This is a genomic window from Mesorhizobium sp. LNHC221B00 (assembly GCF_000502935.1).
In the GTDB taxonomy this organism is placed as follows: Bacteria; Pseudomonadota; Alphaproteobacteria; order Rhizobiales; family Rhizobiaceae; genus Mesorhizobium; species Mesorhizobium opportunistum.
The window spans coordinates 80608-95271 of record NZ_AYWR01000008.1; the positions used below are offsets into that span (position 1 = coordinate 80608).

Annotated in this window: 12 protein-coding genes; 6 read left to right on the forward strand and 6 right to left on the reverse strand. The window is 64.7% G+C overall.

What is annotated here, in order from left to right:
- Nucleotides 1-29: 29 nt before the first annotated feature.
- From X741_RS153995 to X741_RS153970, 6 genes are all read right to left on the reverse strand, one after another.
- Nucleotides 30-2084 (reverse strand): ABC transporter ATP-binding protein/permease, encoded by a 2055-nt coding sequence (locus X741_RS153995; RefSeq protein WP_023777739.1) that lies wholly within the window; start codon nt 2082-2084, stop codon nt 30-32.
- Nucleotides 2085-2159: 75 nt separating this feature from the next.
- Nucleotides 2160-3272, reverse strand: coding sequence for an NAD(P)/FAD-dependent oxidoreductase (locus X741_RS153990; protein ID WP_023777740.1), 1113 nt, complete (start codon nt 3270-3272; stop codon nt 2160-2162).
- Between the two features lie 16 nt (nt 3273-3288).
- On the reverse strand, nt 3289-4455 hold the full coding sequence (gene nagA, locus X741_RS153985) for an N-acetylglucosamine-6-phosphate deacetylase (RefSeq protein WP_023777741.1): 1167 nt from the start codon (nt 4453-4455) through the stop codon (nt 3289-3291).
- Nucleotides 4452-5483, reverse strand: a complete 1032-nt coding sequence (locus tag X741_RS153980; protein ID WP_023777742.1) for an SIS domain-containing protein — start codon at nt 5481-5483, stop codon at nt 4452-4454. The genes nagA and X741_RS153980 overlap by 4 nt, the downstream gene beginning before the upstream one ends.
- Entirely contained in the window at nt 5480-6262 is a 783-nt protein-coding gene (locus X741_RS153975) for a GntR family transcriptional regulator (protein ID WP_023777743.1), read from the reverse strand. The genes X741_RS153980 and X741_RS153975 overlap by 4 nt, the downstream gene beginning before the upstream one ends.
- Nucleotides 6259-7140, reverse strand: a complete 882-nt coding sequence (locus X741_RS153970) for an N-acetylglucosamine kinase (protein WP_023777744.1) — start codon at nt 7138-7140, stop codon at nt 6259-6261. Before X741_RS153970 ends, X741_RS153975 begins: the two co-directional genes overlap by 4 nt.
- A gap of 198 nt (nt 7141-7338) precedes the next feature.
- Between X741_RS153970 and X741_RS153965 the strand changes: the two genes are divergently transcribed.
- From X741_RS153965 to X741_RS153940, 6 genes are all read left to right on the forward strand, one after another.
- Entirely contained in the window at nt 7339-8289 is a 951-nt protein-coding gene (locus X741_RS153965; RefSeq protein WP_023777745.1) for an N-acetylmuramic acid 6-phosphate etherase, read from the forward strand.
- Between the two features lie 117 nt (nt 8290-8406).
- Entirely contained in the window at nt 8407-9666 is a 1260-nt protein-coding gene (locus X741_RS153960) for an ABC transporter substrate-binding protein (RefSeq protein WP_023777746.1), read from the forward strand.
- A 241-nt stretch (nt 9667-9907) separates the two neighbouring features.
- Nucleotides 9908-10837: a sugar ABC transporter permease gene (locus X741_RS153955; protein WP_013891957.1), complete on the forward strand. Its 930-nt coding sequence runs from the start codon at nt 9908-9910 to the stop codon at nt 10835-10837.
- Between the two features lie 227 nt (nt 10838-11064).
- Nucleotides 11065-11904: a carbohydrate ABC transporter permease gene (locus X741_RS153950; RefSeq protein WP_023765384.1), complete on the forward strand. Its 840-nt coding sequence runs from the start codon at nt 11065-11067 to the stop codon at nt 11902-11904.
- A gap of 247 nt (nt 11905-12151) precedes the next feature.
- Nucleotides 12152-13213: a Gfo/Idh/MocA family oxidoreductase gene (locus X741_RS153945; protein ID WP_023777747.1), complete on the forward strand. Its 1062-nt coding sequence runs from the start codon at nt 12152-12154 to the stop codon at nt 13211-13213.
- A 226-nt stretch (nt 13214-13439) separates the two neighbouring features.
- Nucleotides 13440-14438 (forward strand): ABC transporter ATP-binding protein, encoded by a 999-nt coding sequence (locus X741_RS153940; protein WP_023777748.1) that lies wholly within the window; start codon nt 13440-13442, stop codon nt 14436-14438.
- Nucleotides 14439-14664: the final 226 nt, after the last annotated feature.

The window sequence follows — 14664 nt, forward strand, 5'->3', positions numbered from 1 at the left end:
GCCTTTTTGGGAGACATGGGTGAACCGCTCTAACCACGGTTGGAAGCGCCGGAGCCGGAGCCCCACAAGGCACGCTTCAGCAAGCTGCGTTTGCGCTTGCGCGGGACGAGGTCGATATCGCTGACGAGCTTGGCGCCGCCCTCACGCCTTTCCAGGGTGATCTTGCGGCTGTGGAAGGCTTCGAGCTCCGCGCGATGCGCCACGCTGATGATGGTGACATCAGGCAGTTCGCGGATCACCGTCATCATCATCGTGTCCTGGCTCGTCTCGTCGAGCGCCGAGGTCGCTTCATCCAGCACCACGATATCGGGGCGATGCAGCAGCAGGCGCGCGAAGGCGAGGCGCTGCTTTTCGCCACCCGACAACGTCTGGTCCCATGGCGCCTCTTCCTTGATCCTGTCGGTGAGATAGCCGAGCCCCACCTTGTCGAGGGCAGCCTTGATCTGCTTGATCGTCCACTTGTCCGCCGCCGCGGGATAGGCGACCGCGCGGCGAAGCGTGCCGGTGGGGATGTAGGGGCGTTGCGGCAGCATGAACAGGCGCCTGCCGGCGTGGAAATTGACGTTGCCGCCGCCCCATGGCCACAGGCCCGCAACGGCCCGCACCAAGGTGGACTTGCCCGAGCCGGATTCGCCGGCCACCAGCACCCGCTCGCCCGGTTCGATTTCGACCTTCGTTTCCTTGACCACGGAGGAGCCGTCGTCGAGCGTCACGGAGAGATTGTCGAGGCTGAGCATCGCGCCGTCTTCGGTCTCGCCATGCTTGATGCGTCCCAGCTCGTCGCTCTGCTCGGCGCGCTCGAGCCCATCGAGCGACATCATCAGCGAGGCGATGCGGCGTGCGGAGGCGTTCCAGTCGGCAAGACGTGGATAATTGTCGACCAGCCATCCGAAGGCGCCCTGCACGATGGCGAAGGCCGAGGCCGCCTGCATGACCTGGCCGAGCGACATCGAGCCTTCGAGGAATTTTGGCGCGCACAGCAGCACCGGCACGACCGGCGCGAACAGGCTCGAGCCCTGCGAGACCAGTGCCGTGCGCATATGCTGTCCGGTCAGTTGTGCCCATCGCTTCAGCACGCCGGCAAAGGTCCTGTCGATGCCGCTGCGCTCCTCCTCCTCGCCGCCGAGCAAGGCAATGCTCTCGCCGTTTTCGCGCACGCGGGTCAGCACGTAGCGGAACTCGGCTTCCGACTGGTTCTTTTCCTCGGACAGCCGGACGAAATCGCGGCCGATGATGACCATCGAGGTGGAGGTGATCGCGGCATAGATCACGGCCGTGATGACGAGGAAACCGGGCACGGTGAAGGTCGAGCCTCCCAATGTGAAGCTCAAGGCTCCGCCGATCGTCCACAGCACCACGATGAAGGTCGAGGCCGACAGCGTGGCGATGATCACGCCGGAGATGAAATCGACGGGCGACTCGGTGGCGATCCGCAGATCCTCGGTGAGGCGGGCTTCGGGGTTCGAATGGTCGCCCGCGACGAGATTCAACTGATAGTAGCGGCCATTGGTAAGCCAGCGCGCTATGACCGACGTCGTGAGCCAGGATCGCCAGCGGCGCTGCATCGTCATGCGCAGATAGACCTGCGCGATGACAAGGCTCGCGCTTCCGGCAACGAGCGGCAGGAATATGGCGCTGAGCACATAGACGGTGTGGACGTTGCGTTGCTCGATCGCGTCGAAGAACGCGCGGTTCCAGACGTTGATCCCGTATTGGAAGCCGACATTGATGACGATCAGGATCAACAGCCCGATTGTAAGCGGCCAGGCGAGCTTGTCGCCCTGCCGCCCCCAATAGCCGCGCCCGCTGATCCAGAAGCGCCGCAGCAGGTATTTCTTGCGCGCCTGCTCGGCCTCTTCTGGCGTTAGCTGCGGATCGGGTTCGATAGCTTCCGGTGGCGGCCCCGCCTGACCGTCGACCTCCGGCGCCGCGTCGGCGGGCGTTGGCTTTTCTTCGCGCGGCTTCTCTTCGCCAGGGGTCTGGTCACGCGGCCCTTGCGGCCGCGACTTTCCTCGACGCGGCTTAGGATTGCCGCGCGGTCTGATGCCGTCGGCCGGTGTCGATTTGGGTTTCGACTCGGACATACGTTCCGACAACGGACTCAAAATCAAAAGGTTTCATGACCTCTGTTCGGGATGCCAAGCTTCCAACGGCACCGGTCATTCCGGGTACAGCAGCGCGACGACATGATCGGCGATCGCCAGGCTTGCCGTCAGGCCGGGGCTCTCTATGCCGAACAGGTTGACGATCCGGCCGAGGCCATGGTCGGCAGGCCCCTGGATCATGAAGTCGGCCGCCGGCTGGCCGGGACCCGACAGTTTCGGCCTGATGCCGGCATAGGCCGGTTGCAGGGCGTCATCGCCGAGGTCGGGCCAATAGCGGCGGATCGCTTCGTAGAAGACGGCGCTCCGGCCTGGATCGATCGTGTAGTCCACATGGTCGATCCATTCGACATCAGGCCCAAAGCGCGCACTGCCGCCAAGATCGTGTGTCAGGTGGACACCGAGGCCGCCTTCGACCGGAACCGGGTAGATCAGCCGCGAAAACGGCGACCGGCCTGGAAGCGCGAAATAATTTCCGCGTGCCAGCCACTGCCGGGGGATGAGGCTTTGCGGTAACCCCTCGATCCGGCCGGCCATGGCCTGCGCGTCGAGGCCCGCGGCGTTGACGAAGGCGCGGGCCTCCAAAGCGAAGGTCTCGCCATCGGCATCGCGCGTGTCGACACGGATCCCGCCTGCGCCGATCGTCGCGCCGGCCACGCAGGTGAGGAAAGCGAAGGTCGCGCCGGCCGCCTCGGCGTCGCCGCGCAGCGACAGCATCAAGGCATGGCTGTCGATAATGCCGGTCGACGGCGACAGCAGCGCACCTCCGCATGTCAGCGCCGGCTCCAGGCTTTCGGCTTCGCCGCGCGTCAAAAGCTCGAGGTCCTCGACCCCGCAGCGGCGCGCATTGGCCTGGATCGTCCGCAACCCGTCCATCTGCCCTGGCTCGCTGGCGACGATCAGCTTGCCGGTCCGCGCATGGCCGACGCCGTGCTCGGCGCAGTACGCGTAGAGGAGTCGGCTGCCTTCGACGCAGAGCCGGGCCTTGAGGCTGCCCGGCGCATAATGGAGCCCGGCATGGATGACCTCGGAATTGCGCGAACTGGTGACGGTGCCGATCGCATCGGCCTGCTCGATGACCACCACCTCGCGGCCCGACAAGGCAAGCGCCCTGGCGACGGCAAGCCCGACGACGCCTGCTCCGGCGACAACACAGTCGATTGCCTGCATGGGCCCGCTTTCAGGATTATGCGCCGGCTGAAAAAACCTTGTCGCCGCCGATCCAGACGCTTCCTATGCCGAGATCGTCCGACAGCGCAACGATATCCGCCGCCGTGCCGTTGGCAAGGCGGCCAAGCCGGTGCGACTGGCCGATCGCCTGTGCCGGATAGAGCGAGGCCATACGCAAGGCTTCGGAAAGGTCGAGCCCGACGACGCGGTGCATGAACCGGATGGCCGAGATCATGTCGAGGTCGGCGCCGGCCAGCGTCCCGTCGGCAAGCCTAAGGCTCCCGTCCTTGCGGTAGATGGTGCGGCCGTTGAGCGTGAACGAGCTCATGTCGGTGCCGATCGTCGCCATCGCGTCGGTGACCAGCACGATCTTGCCAGGCCCCTGCTTGGCCTCGAGTGCGATCCTGATACTTGCCGGGTGGACGTGAATGCCGTCGGCGATCAGCCCGGCGGACAAGGTGCCGATGTCGATCGCCGTGCCCGCCAGCCCCGGCTCGCGGTTGCCGATCTGGCTCATCGCGTTGAACAGGTGGGTGACCACGCTGGCTCCCGCCTCGGCGAAGGCTTTTGCCGTGGCATAGCCGGTGTCCGAATGGCCGAGGCTGACGATGATGCCGGCCCTGGTCAATGTCGTGACGCGGGCCGGCTCGACGGATTCGGGCGCTATCGTGGTGAGCAGCACCGGCAGCTTGCGCCGCGCCGCGATCAGCATCGACTGGTCGGCGTCCGTCATCGGCCGGATCAGCGCCGGATCATGCGCGCCCTTGCGCGCGATCGACAGATGCGGCCCTTCGAGATGCAGGCCGAGGAAGCCCGGCACCTTCTGCAGCGTCGCTGCTTCGCCTGCGGCAATCGCGGCGGCCGTGATGTCAGGCGTGTCGGTGATCAGCGTCGGCAGCAGCGCGGTCGTGCCGAACGGCGCGTGCGCCCGGCATATGGTCTCGATCGAAGCGACGTCGGGGTGGTCGTTGAGCATGACGCCGCCGCCGCCATTGACCTGGATGTCGACGAAGCCCGGCACCAGCATGCCGCCGCCGGTCTCGACGACGCGGACGTCCGAAGGGATGGCGCCGGTGGCCAAAATAGCCTCGACGAGGCCGTCGCGCACGACGAGCGCCGCGCCTTCATGCCAGTCGTCGCCGTCGAAAATCCGGGCGCCAGTCAGGGCAAAACGATCGCTCATACGGTCTCCGTCACCTTGCGAAGGTTGCGCGGCGTGTCCGGATCGAGGCCGCGATGGCGCGCGAAGGCCTCGACGAACATGTAGAAGGAGACGATCAGCGTCAGCGGGTCGGTCAGCGGGTGACCGGTGGCGACATGCGGCAGGCGCGTGGCGCGGTTGGCAAGCGCGGAGGTGACGAACACCGGCGCGCCCTTGGCCGCCAGGCTGTCGGCGGCTTCGGCGACGGACGGTTCGGACGCATCGCGCGCGGCCAGCGCCAGCACCGGAAAATCCGGACCGATCAGCGCCAGCGGGCCGTGCATGACTTCGGCCGCGCTGTAGGCCTCGGCATGCATGCCGCAGGTCTCCTTGAATTTCAGCGCTGCCTCGTTGGCCATCGCCGCGGACGGTCCACGGCCGAGGATGAACAGCGACTTCTGCTTTTCAATCGTTTCGGCCAGCACGCTCATCCAGTCGCAGGCGATCGCCTTGCCGAAATGTTCGGGCAGACGAGCAAGTGCGGCAAGCAGCGCGGCGTCGCCGGTGGAATGCGCCATCAAGGCGAGGCCGGCGACGGCGGAATTGATGAAGGTCTTGGTCGCCGCGACGCTGCGCTCGGTCCCGGCCAGGATGTCGATCGCATAATCTGAGGCCCGCGCCAGCGGCGAATCGGCGGTGTTGGTAATGGCGACGGTCAGTGCCCCGCCGGCCCGTGCGGTTTCGGCCATGGCGACGATGTCGGGGCTCTTGCCCGACTGCGAGATCGCCAGGCACGCCGATCCGGCAAGCCGGAGTTTGCGGCCATAGATCGAAGCGATGGAAGGGCCGACTGAGGCGACGGCAAGGCCCGCGGTCAGTTCGACGGCATATTTCATGAAGGTGGCGGCATGGTCGGACGAGCCGCGCGCCACGGTGACGACGAAATGCGGGTCGCGTTCCCGGATGCCATGCCCGGCCTCGGAGAGCACGGTGCCGGAGCCGTCGAGCAGGCGGGCGACGGCCTGCGGGATCTCCTCGATCTCGCGCCGCATATGGGTGATTTCAGTCATGGTCGGCCCTCTTCGCTCGGTCCTGTCAGCCGCAGTTCGGCGACGAAGTCGTAGGCGTCGCCCCGGTAGATCGAGCGGGTGAATTCGATCACCTTGCCGCTCGCCAGATAGGAAATACGTTCGATGTGCAGGCCGGCAATGCCCGGCGGCACTTCCAGCAGGCGCGCGTCGCTGTCGCCGAGATTGGCGGCCGAAATGCGCTGCACCGCCCGCACCGGCCGGTTGCCTGTCATCTCCAAGGCGGCGTAGAGCGAGGAGCCTATGGCCGCCGGATCGGGCAGCACGCTGGCCGACAGCGAGGCGCGTTCGATCGCCAGCGGCGTGTCGTTGGCGATGCGCAGGCGCGCCACGCGCGTCACCAGTTCGCTCGACGACAGGCCGAGCACCATCATCTCGTCGGGCGAGGGCGCGTAGAGGCCGCGGTCGAGCCAGGCCGAACGCACCGCCATGCCGCGCCGCGCCATGTCCTCGGTGAACGAGGTCAGTCGCGACAGCGACTGCTCGACGCGCTCCATGCGCGGCGCCACGAAGGTCCCGGAGCCATGGCGCTGCACCAGGATGCCGCCCTTGACCAGGTCCTGCACCGCCTTGCGCACCGTGACCCGCGAAATGTCGGCCTTGGTGGCGATGTCGCGCTCGGAAGGCAGCGCGTCGCCCGGCCCGATCAGGCCGCGGTTGACGGCGTCCTCGATGCTCTTGCGAAGCTGCAGATAGAGCGGCGCGCCGCTCTGCGCCGACTGCTTCAGGGTGGCGAAGATCTGGTCGGCGGCGTCGCTCATCGAGCCGCCTCCTTATGTCCAGCGAAAAGCCGCACCGCCATCTGCACGGCGCCGCCCAGTGCGTCGTCGAGCGGCGGCTTCAGGAGCGCCCGGTAGCGCGCCGACAGGCGCGGCGCGTAAAGCGGCGCCAAGCCGCCGAGCAGGCAGAGCGGCGCCCCTTCGGCGAGATCGAGCGCGCCAAGCGAGGCTTCGACATCGGCGACTACCCTGTCCAGGATCCAGTTGGCGACGCTGTCGCCTTTTTCGGCGTGTTCGAACACCTTGGGCGCAAAACCGCCGAAATCGCCGGGCTTGGCATTGGTGGTGAACTCGACCACGTCCTCCGGATTGTTGCGGAAAACCGCCATCATGCTGTCGGTCAGCGGCGAACCCTCGCGCACGCCGTCATAGGCAAGCAATGTCTGTTCGAGAAGGTCGCGGCCGATGCGCGCGCCGCTGCCCTGGTCGCCGACCTGGAATCCCCAGCCGCCGATGGCGCGCGACTTGCCTTGTCTGCGCGCCATGTAGGCGGTGCCGGTGCCGAGGATCGCCATGGCGCCGTCGCCCGATCCGACGGCACCTTCCAGCGCGATCTCGGCATCGGTCTCGACGCGGCTGACGCTGAATGGCAGGACCGCTTCGAGCTGCTGCCGGTAGGTGCCGACATTGGCGCCGGCAAGCCCGAGAATGGCCGGTGTCTGCGGGATCAACTCCGGGTTCTGCCCGGCGGCGATGAACGCCTGCCGCGCCGCCTCGACGATGTTCGAACGGGCGCCGGTAAGGTCGGTGCGGATGTTGGCGGCGCCGCTTTTGGCACGGCCGAGCACCATGCCGTCCGCATTTGCCAGGGCGGCCCTGCAGCTGGTGCCACCGCCATCGATACCGAGCACGAAATTCACGTGATTTCTCCTCCGGCCGGATAATACCAATAAAATACCAATAGCCAAGGGTTAATTTCCGTTTCAAAAAGATTAAGGCGTATTTTATTGAAAATCCTGGGCATTTCGCCGGCTCAGCGATTTCCGGGCCACGAATTCGTTAATGCTTGTGGACAAGTGGTATTTTTTTGGTATTGTTCTGGTATTGGAGGTACCGGGATGGCCGAAACGCGCACCGAAGCGCTTCACAGGAATGCCGAGGGGCTGGATATCCAGGCCCCGGAAGCCATCCTTGCTTCGCTGGTCGATGCGCAGGTCGAGGCCGCCAAGGCCGTCCGCAACGCCATTCCGTCCATCGCCAAGGCTGCCGAGATCATCGCCGACAGGCTGAATGGCGGCGGCAGGCTAGCCTATGCCGCGGCAGGCAGTTCCGGCCTGATGGCGCTCGCCGATGCGTTGGAATTGCCCGGCACCTTCGGCATCGAACGCGACCGTATCGCCATACTGATCGCCGGCGGCGACAAGGCTTTCCACACGCTGGCCGGTGGGCCCGAGGACGACACGGAGGAGGCCGCCGCGGCGATCGCCAGTGCCGGCATCGGCAAGGGCGACTGCCTGATCGCCGTTTCGGCCAGCGGCACGACACCCTATGCGGTACGCGCCATCGAGGAAGCGGCCCGCCGCGGGGCGGCCACCATCGGCATCGCCAACAACCGGGGTTCGGCCCTGCTCCAGCGGGCTGGAACCGCCATCCTGCTCGAAACGCCACCGGAAGTGATCGCCGGCTCGACGCGCATGGGCGCCGGCACCGCCCAGAAGATCGCGCTCAACATGCTGTCGACCTTGACTGCCGTCCATCTCGGCCACGTGCATGACGGCTACATGGTCAACCTCATGGCCGACAACATCAAGCTGCGCGACCGCGCCGCGCGCATCGTCGCCGCCGTCAGCGGGCGCGGCAGGGACGAAGCCGCCCAACTGCTCGAGAAGAGTGGCGGCGCGGTCAAGACAGCCATTCTGCTCGCCGCCGGCGCCGACAGTGCCGATGCGGCGCGGAAGATACTGGAGGGGACCGGCCAGAAGCTGCGGCCAGCCCTTTCCGCGCTGGAGCATGATCCCGAAAAGTGGAACCCACTTTTCGGAAAAGATCGTGCTCGAACAAAGAAGTAGGGCTTGTTTCATCCCGATTTCCATCGGGGTGAAACGGGCTTGCGAGGGGAGCAAGGGGCCAAAAGCCTCTGTTCTCATCAAAACCGAACCTGAAAAAGGTCAACAGGGAGACTGAGCATGACAACGAAACTACTGACGGCACTGCTTCTGGGCACCAGCATTCTCGGCTCGGCCGGGGTTGCCTACGCCGACGACGTAACCCTCAACATCGAAAGCTGGCGCGGCGACGACCTTGCCATCTGGAAGGACAAGCTGATCCCGGCCTTCGAAGCCAAGAACCCGGGCATCAAGGTGGTGTTCGCACCATCGGCCCCGACCGAATATGACGCCGCGCTCGGCGCCAAGCTCGCCGCCGGCTCGGCGGGCGACCTGATCACCTGCCGCCCGTTCGACAAGTCGCTCGAACTGTTCAAGAAGGGCAACCTCGCCGATCTCTCCTCGCTGCCTGGCATGGAGAATTTCTCGCCGGTGGCCAAGTCGGCCTGGCAGACCGATGACGGCAAGGCGAGCTTCTGCGTGCCGATGGCCTCGGTCATCCACGGCTTCATCTACAACAAGGACGCCTTCGACAAGCTCGGCATCAAGGTGCCGCAGACCCGCGACGAGTTCTTTGCAGCACTCGACAAGATCAAGGCCGACGGCACCTACATCCCGATGGCGATGGGCACCAAGGACCTCTGGGAAGCCGCCACCATGGGCTACCAGAACATCGGCCCCAACTACTGGAAGGGCGAAGATGGCCGTGCGGCGCTGATCAAGGGCGACCAGAAGCTGACCGACAAGGACTGGGTCGCGCCGTATGAGGAACTGGCCAAGTGGAAGCCGTATCTCGGCGACGGTTTCGAGGCGCAGACCTATCCGGACAGCCAGAACCTGTTCACGCTCGGCCGTGCCGCCATCTACCCGGCCGGCTCGTGGGAAATCGGCCTGTTCAACACCCAGGCCCAGTTCAAGATGGGCGCCTTCCCGCCGCCGGTCGAGAAGGCCGGCGACACCTGCTACATCTCGGACCATACCGATATCGGCATGGGCTTGAACGCAGCGTCGAAGAACGCCGATGCGGCCAAGAAATTCTTGTCCTGGGTCGCCTCGCCCGACTTCGCCACCATCTACGCCAACGCGCTGCCGGGCTTCTTCAGCCTGAACTCCGCGCCGGTGAAGATGGAAGACCCGCTGGCGCAGGAATTCGTCTCCTGGCGCGGCAAGTGCAAGTCGACGATCCGCTCGACCTACCAGATCCTGTCGCGCGGCACGCCGAACCTCGAGAACGAGACCTGGGTTGAATCGGCCAACGTCATCAACGGCACCGATACGCCCGAAGCAGCGGCCAAGAAGCTGCAGACAGGCCTCGACAGCTGGTACAAGCCGGCGAAGTAAGAGCTCAGGCAACGGAGCCGGCCGGGCGCAAGCCTGGCCGGTTCCGGATACTCTGCATCCGCAGAGATAGCGATTGTCGGCACCACCTCGTGGCCTTACCCTTGCTGGTCTTGGGAAGGCTAGCTGACCAGTCGCAGGCCTTTGTCCTTGCTGCATCGGGCAAGGATGTTCGGGCCGTGCATCAAGGCATCATCTGGCATCAATATTCGTCTGGAACCGAGAGACGGCGGGGACCGAACTCATGGCCGCAGAAATACGACCGAAAAGACCTGTTCGCTGGCACATCGGCATCTTCCTGGCGCCGGCGGTGCTCGTCTACACGGCGATCATGATCCTGCCGCTCGCCGGCACCTTGCAGCTATCGCTGTTCCGCAACGTCAGCGAGTCCCAGGTCTTCGTCGGACTGGAAAATTTCCGCACCCTGTTCGGCGATCCCAACTGGTCGGTCGGGTTCTGGAACGCGCTCAGGAACAACACCTGGTTCTTCATCATCCACATGCTGGTGCAGAACCCGATCGGCGTCATGCTGGCGGCATTGCTGTCCAGCCCAAGGCTGAGATTTGCCGCCTTCTACCGCACGGCGATCTTCGTGCCGACGATCCTGTCCTTCGTTATCGTCGGCTTCGCCTGGAAGCTGATCCTGTCGCCGCTGTGGGGCGTGGCGCCGCATATGATGGACCTGGTCGGCTTGAAAAGCCTGTTCACGCCCTGGCTCGGCAAGGAACAATATGCGCTGACCGCGCTCAGCCTGATTTCGGTATGGCAGTTCGTCGGCATCCCGATGATGCTGATCTATGCCGCGCTGCTGTCGATCCCCGAAGAGGTGATCGAAGCGGCTGAATGCGATGGCATCACCGGCCTGTCGCAATTCTGGAAGATCAAGCTGCCGCTGATCCTGCCGTCGATCGGCATCATCTCGATCCTCACCTTCGTCGGCAACTTCAACGCCTTCGACCTGATCTACACCGCGCAAGGCGCGCTCGCCGGGCCGAACTATTCGACCGACATCCTTGGCACCTTTCTCTACCGCGCCTTCTTCGGCTTCCAGCTGCAGGTCGGCGATCCCAATATGGGCGCGGCGATCGCCACGATGATGTTCCTGATCATCCTCGGCGGCGTCTGCGTCTACCTCTTCCTCGTCCAGACGCGCCTGCGTCGCTATCAGTTCTGAGGGATGGATATGTCGAGCTTGAACACCCCCCTCTGGCCTGCCGGCCATCTCCCCCGCAAGGGGGGAGATCGGATGTCACGAAGGCTTTCGCCAATCTTCCACGTCGCAGGAGAAGCGCCGAGCCCGAAGCTGCCAATCTCCCCCCTTGCGGGGGAGATGGCCGGCAGGCCAGAGGGGGGTGCCTGGGCGCCGCTCCTCGGCAAAGTAGCTCGTCAGGAGACCTCCCAATGAGCACCGCCACCCGATCACTGCCCCGCACCATCGGCGCTCACGCGATCCTTTTGACCTACACGGCGATCGCGCTGTTTCCGGTGATCCTTGTCATCATGAATTCGTTCAAATCCCGCGCCGGCATTTTTGGCGCGCCTTTGACGCCGCCGACACCAAAAACCTTCGACCTGATCGGCTACACCACCGTCATCGGCCAGGGCGACTTCATCCATTATTTCCAGAACAGCCTCGTCGTCACCGTCGCTTCGCTGTTCTTCGTGCTTTTGTTCGGCGCCATGGCGGCGTTTGCGCTGTCGGAATACCGCTTCCGCGGCAATTCGATGATGGGGCTTTATCTCGCGCTCGGCATCATGATCCCGATCCGGCTCGGCACGGTCGCCATCCTGCAATTGATGGTGGCGAGCGGACTGGTCAACACGCTGACGGCGCTGATCCTGGTCTATACCGCGCAAGGCCTGCCGCTTGCCGTCTTCATCCTTTCGGAATTCATGAAGCAGGTGTCCGACGATTTGAAGAACGCCGGCCGCATCGACGGTCTGTCGGAATACACCATCTTCTTCCGCCTGGTGCTGCCGCTGGTGCGGCCATCGATGGCAACGGTCGCCGTCTTCACCATGATCCCGATCTGGAACGATCTGTGGTTCCCGCTGATCCTGGCGCCGTCGGAAGAGACCAAGACGGTGACCTTGGGCGCGCAGCTCTTCCTCGGCCAGTTCGTCACCAACTGGAACGCCATCCTGGCAGCCCTCTCGCTGGCGATCATGCCGGTGCTCATCCTCTACGTCATCTTCTCGCGGCAGCTGATCCGCGGCATTACGTCCGGAGCCGTCAAGTGAGCGGGGAACTACAATTCTCTGCCGGCGCCATCACCCCACCCGGCGCTTCGCGCCGACCTCCCCGTCAAGGGGAGGTGGAAGGGCGCCGCTTCATTCATGACCGCCCGAGGCCTCAGCTCAGGACAACTTCCTTGGCAGTGGGGAAGTTCACGCCAACGCCCTACCTCCCCTTGATGGGGAGGTCGGCGCGCAGCGCCGGGTGGGGTGACACCCTCTCAGGAAAAATCGGAATGTCTGGAGCAGCTCGGTGAACTCTAAACCACCCCTTCGCGTCGTCGTCGCCGGCCTTGGCAATATGGGCCGCAGCCATGCGCTGGCCTATCATACCAATCCGGGTTTCCAGATCGCGGCCTTGGTCAACCGCTCCGACGTGCCGCTACCGGACGGACTGTCGGGCTACGGCATCAGGCGCTCCTTCGACGATGCTCTGCGAGACGAAAAACCCGATGTCGCCTGCATCGCCACCTATTCCGACAGCCATGCCGACTATGCGGTCAGGGCGTTCGAGGCCGGCTGCCATGTGTTCGTCGAGAAGCCGCTGGCAACGACGGTGGCCGATGCCAAACGCGTCGTCGCGGCCGCCAAGGCCAACGGCCGGAAACTGGTGATCGGCTACATCCTGCGCCATCATCCGTCCTGGATCAGGCTGATCGCCGAGGCGCGCAAGCTCGGCGGCCCTTACGTGTTCCGCATGAACCTCAACCAGCAATCCTCCGGCCATACCTGGGAGACGCACAAGCAGCTGATGCAGACGACCTCGCCGATCGTCGATTGCGGCGTCCACTATCTCGACGTCATGCTGCAGATCACCGACGCCAAGCCGGTCGAGGTGCGCGGCATGGGTGTGCGGCTGACGCAAGAGGTCGCGCCGTCCATGTACAATTACGGCCACCTGCAGGTGCTGTTCGATGACGGTTCGGTCGGCTGGTATGAAGCCGGCTGGGGGCCGATGATTTCCGAGACCGCTTTCTTCGTCAAGGATGTCATCTCGCCCAACGGCTGCGTGTCGATCGTCATGAAGGAAGGCGTGAAGTCCGACGACATCGACACCCACACCAAGACCTCGACCATCCGCCTGCACAGTGCCGCGACCGGCGCTGACGGCAAGTTCGCCAGGCCGGACGAGATGCTGTCGATGGAAGGTGAGCCCGGCCACCAAGATCTCTGCGATCTCGAACAGGCCTTCGTCCTGAAAGCGATCCGCGAGGATCTGGATCTCACCAAACACATGGACGACGCAGTGAAGTCGCTCGCCGTCTGTCTCGCCGCCGACGAGAGCGTGCGCAGCGGAAAGGCGGTGCGATTGTGACAAAGGAATTGTCGTCAGGGGTCGCGCTTTACGAGGCCCCCCTCTGGCCTGCCGGCCATCTCCCCCTCAAGGGGGGAGATCGAATGTCGGTACCGCTTTCGCCAATCGCCAATGCTGCAAGATGGGCGGCAAGGCCAACGCTGCCAATCTCCCCCCTTGAGGGGGAGATGCCCGGCAGGGCAGAGGGGGGTGCTTTGGCGCCCACTCATCAATTTGGAGGATCGCCGTGGGCTCGCTGAAGATCGAGAATGTGAAGAAGGCCTTCGGGCCGGTCGAGGTGCTGAAGGGCATCGACCTCGAAGTGACGGATGGCGAATTCGTCGTCTTCGTCGGCCCATCGGGCTGCGGCAAGTCGACCTTGCTGCGGGTCATCGCCGGACTGGAGGATTCGACCTCGGGCCGCGTGGTGATCGATGGCGCGGATGTTTCCGCCACGCCGCCGGCCAAGCGCGGCATTGCCATGGTGTTCCAGACTTACGCGCTCTACCCGCATCTGACGGTGAAGAACAATATGGGCCTTGGCCTGAAGCAGGCCGGCACGCCGGCGGCCGAGATCGACCGCCGCATCGGCATCGCCTCGTCGATGCTGTCGCTGGAACCCTATCTCGAAAGGCGGCCGGCCGAACTCTCCGGCGGCCAGCGCCAGCGCGTCGCCATCGGCCGCGCCGTGGTGCGCGAGCCCAAGCTGTTCCTGTTCGATGAGCCTCTGTCGAACCTCGACGCGGCGCTGCGCGTCAACACGCGGCTGGAGATCGCCCAGCTGCATCGCCGGCTGAAGGCGACGATGATCTACGTCACCCACGACCAGGTCGAGGCGATGACGCTGGCCGACAAGATCGTCGTGCTCAATGCCGGCAGGATCGAACAGATCGGCGGCCCAATGGAGCTTTACAATTCGCCGGCAAACGAGTTCGTCGCCGGCTTCATCGGCTCGCCGAAGATGAACTTCATCGACGGGGCGAAACTGGGCGAAACCGCCAAGACCATCGGCGTGCGGCCGGAGCATCTGACCGTCGATCCGAAATCGGGCAGCTGGAAGGGCACGGTGGTGCACGCCGAGCATCTCGGCGCCGACACCAACCTCTATCTCGACTGCGAGAAAGCCGGGCTGATCACGGTGCGCATTTTCGGCGTATATGACGCGGAGCCTGGCGCCACGCTTTACGCGACGCCGGAGCCCGGGAAGACATATCGGTTTGGGGCGGATGGGAAGGTGCTGAAGTAGCTTGGCTCGCGCTTTTCCTTCCCCCCCTTGTGGGGGAAGGTGGATCGGCGCGCAGCGCCGAGACGGATGAGGGGTGTTCCAGCGGAGTGAGNCCTTCCCCCCCTTGTGGGGGAAGGTGGATCGGCGCGCAGCGCCGAGACGGATGAGGGGTGTTCCAGCGGAGTGAGGCGATGGCGTTCCCTGGAACACCCCTCATCCGTCGCCTTCGGCGACACCTTCTCCCACA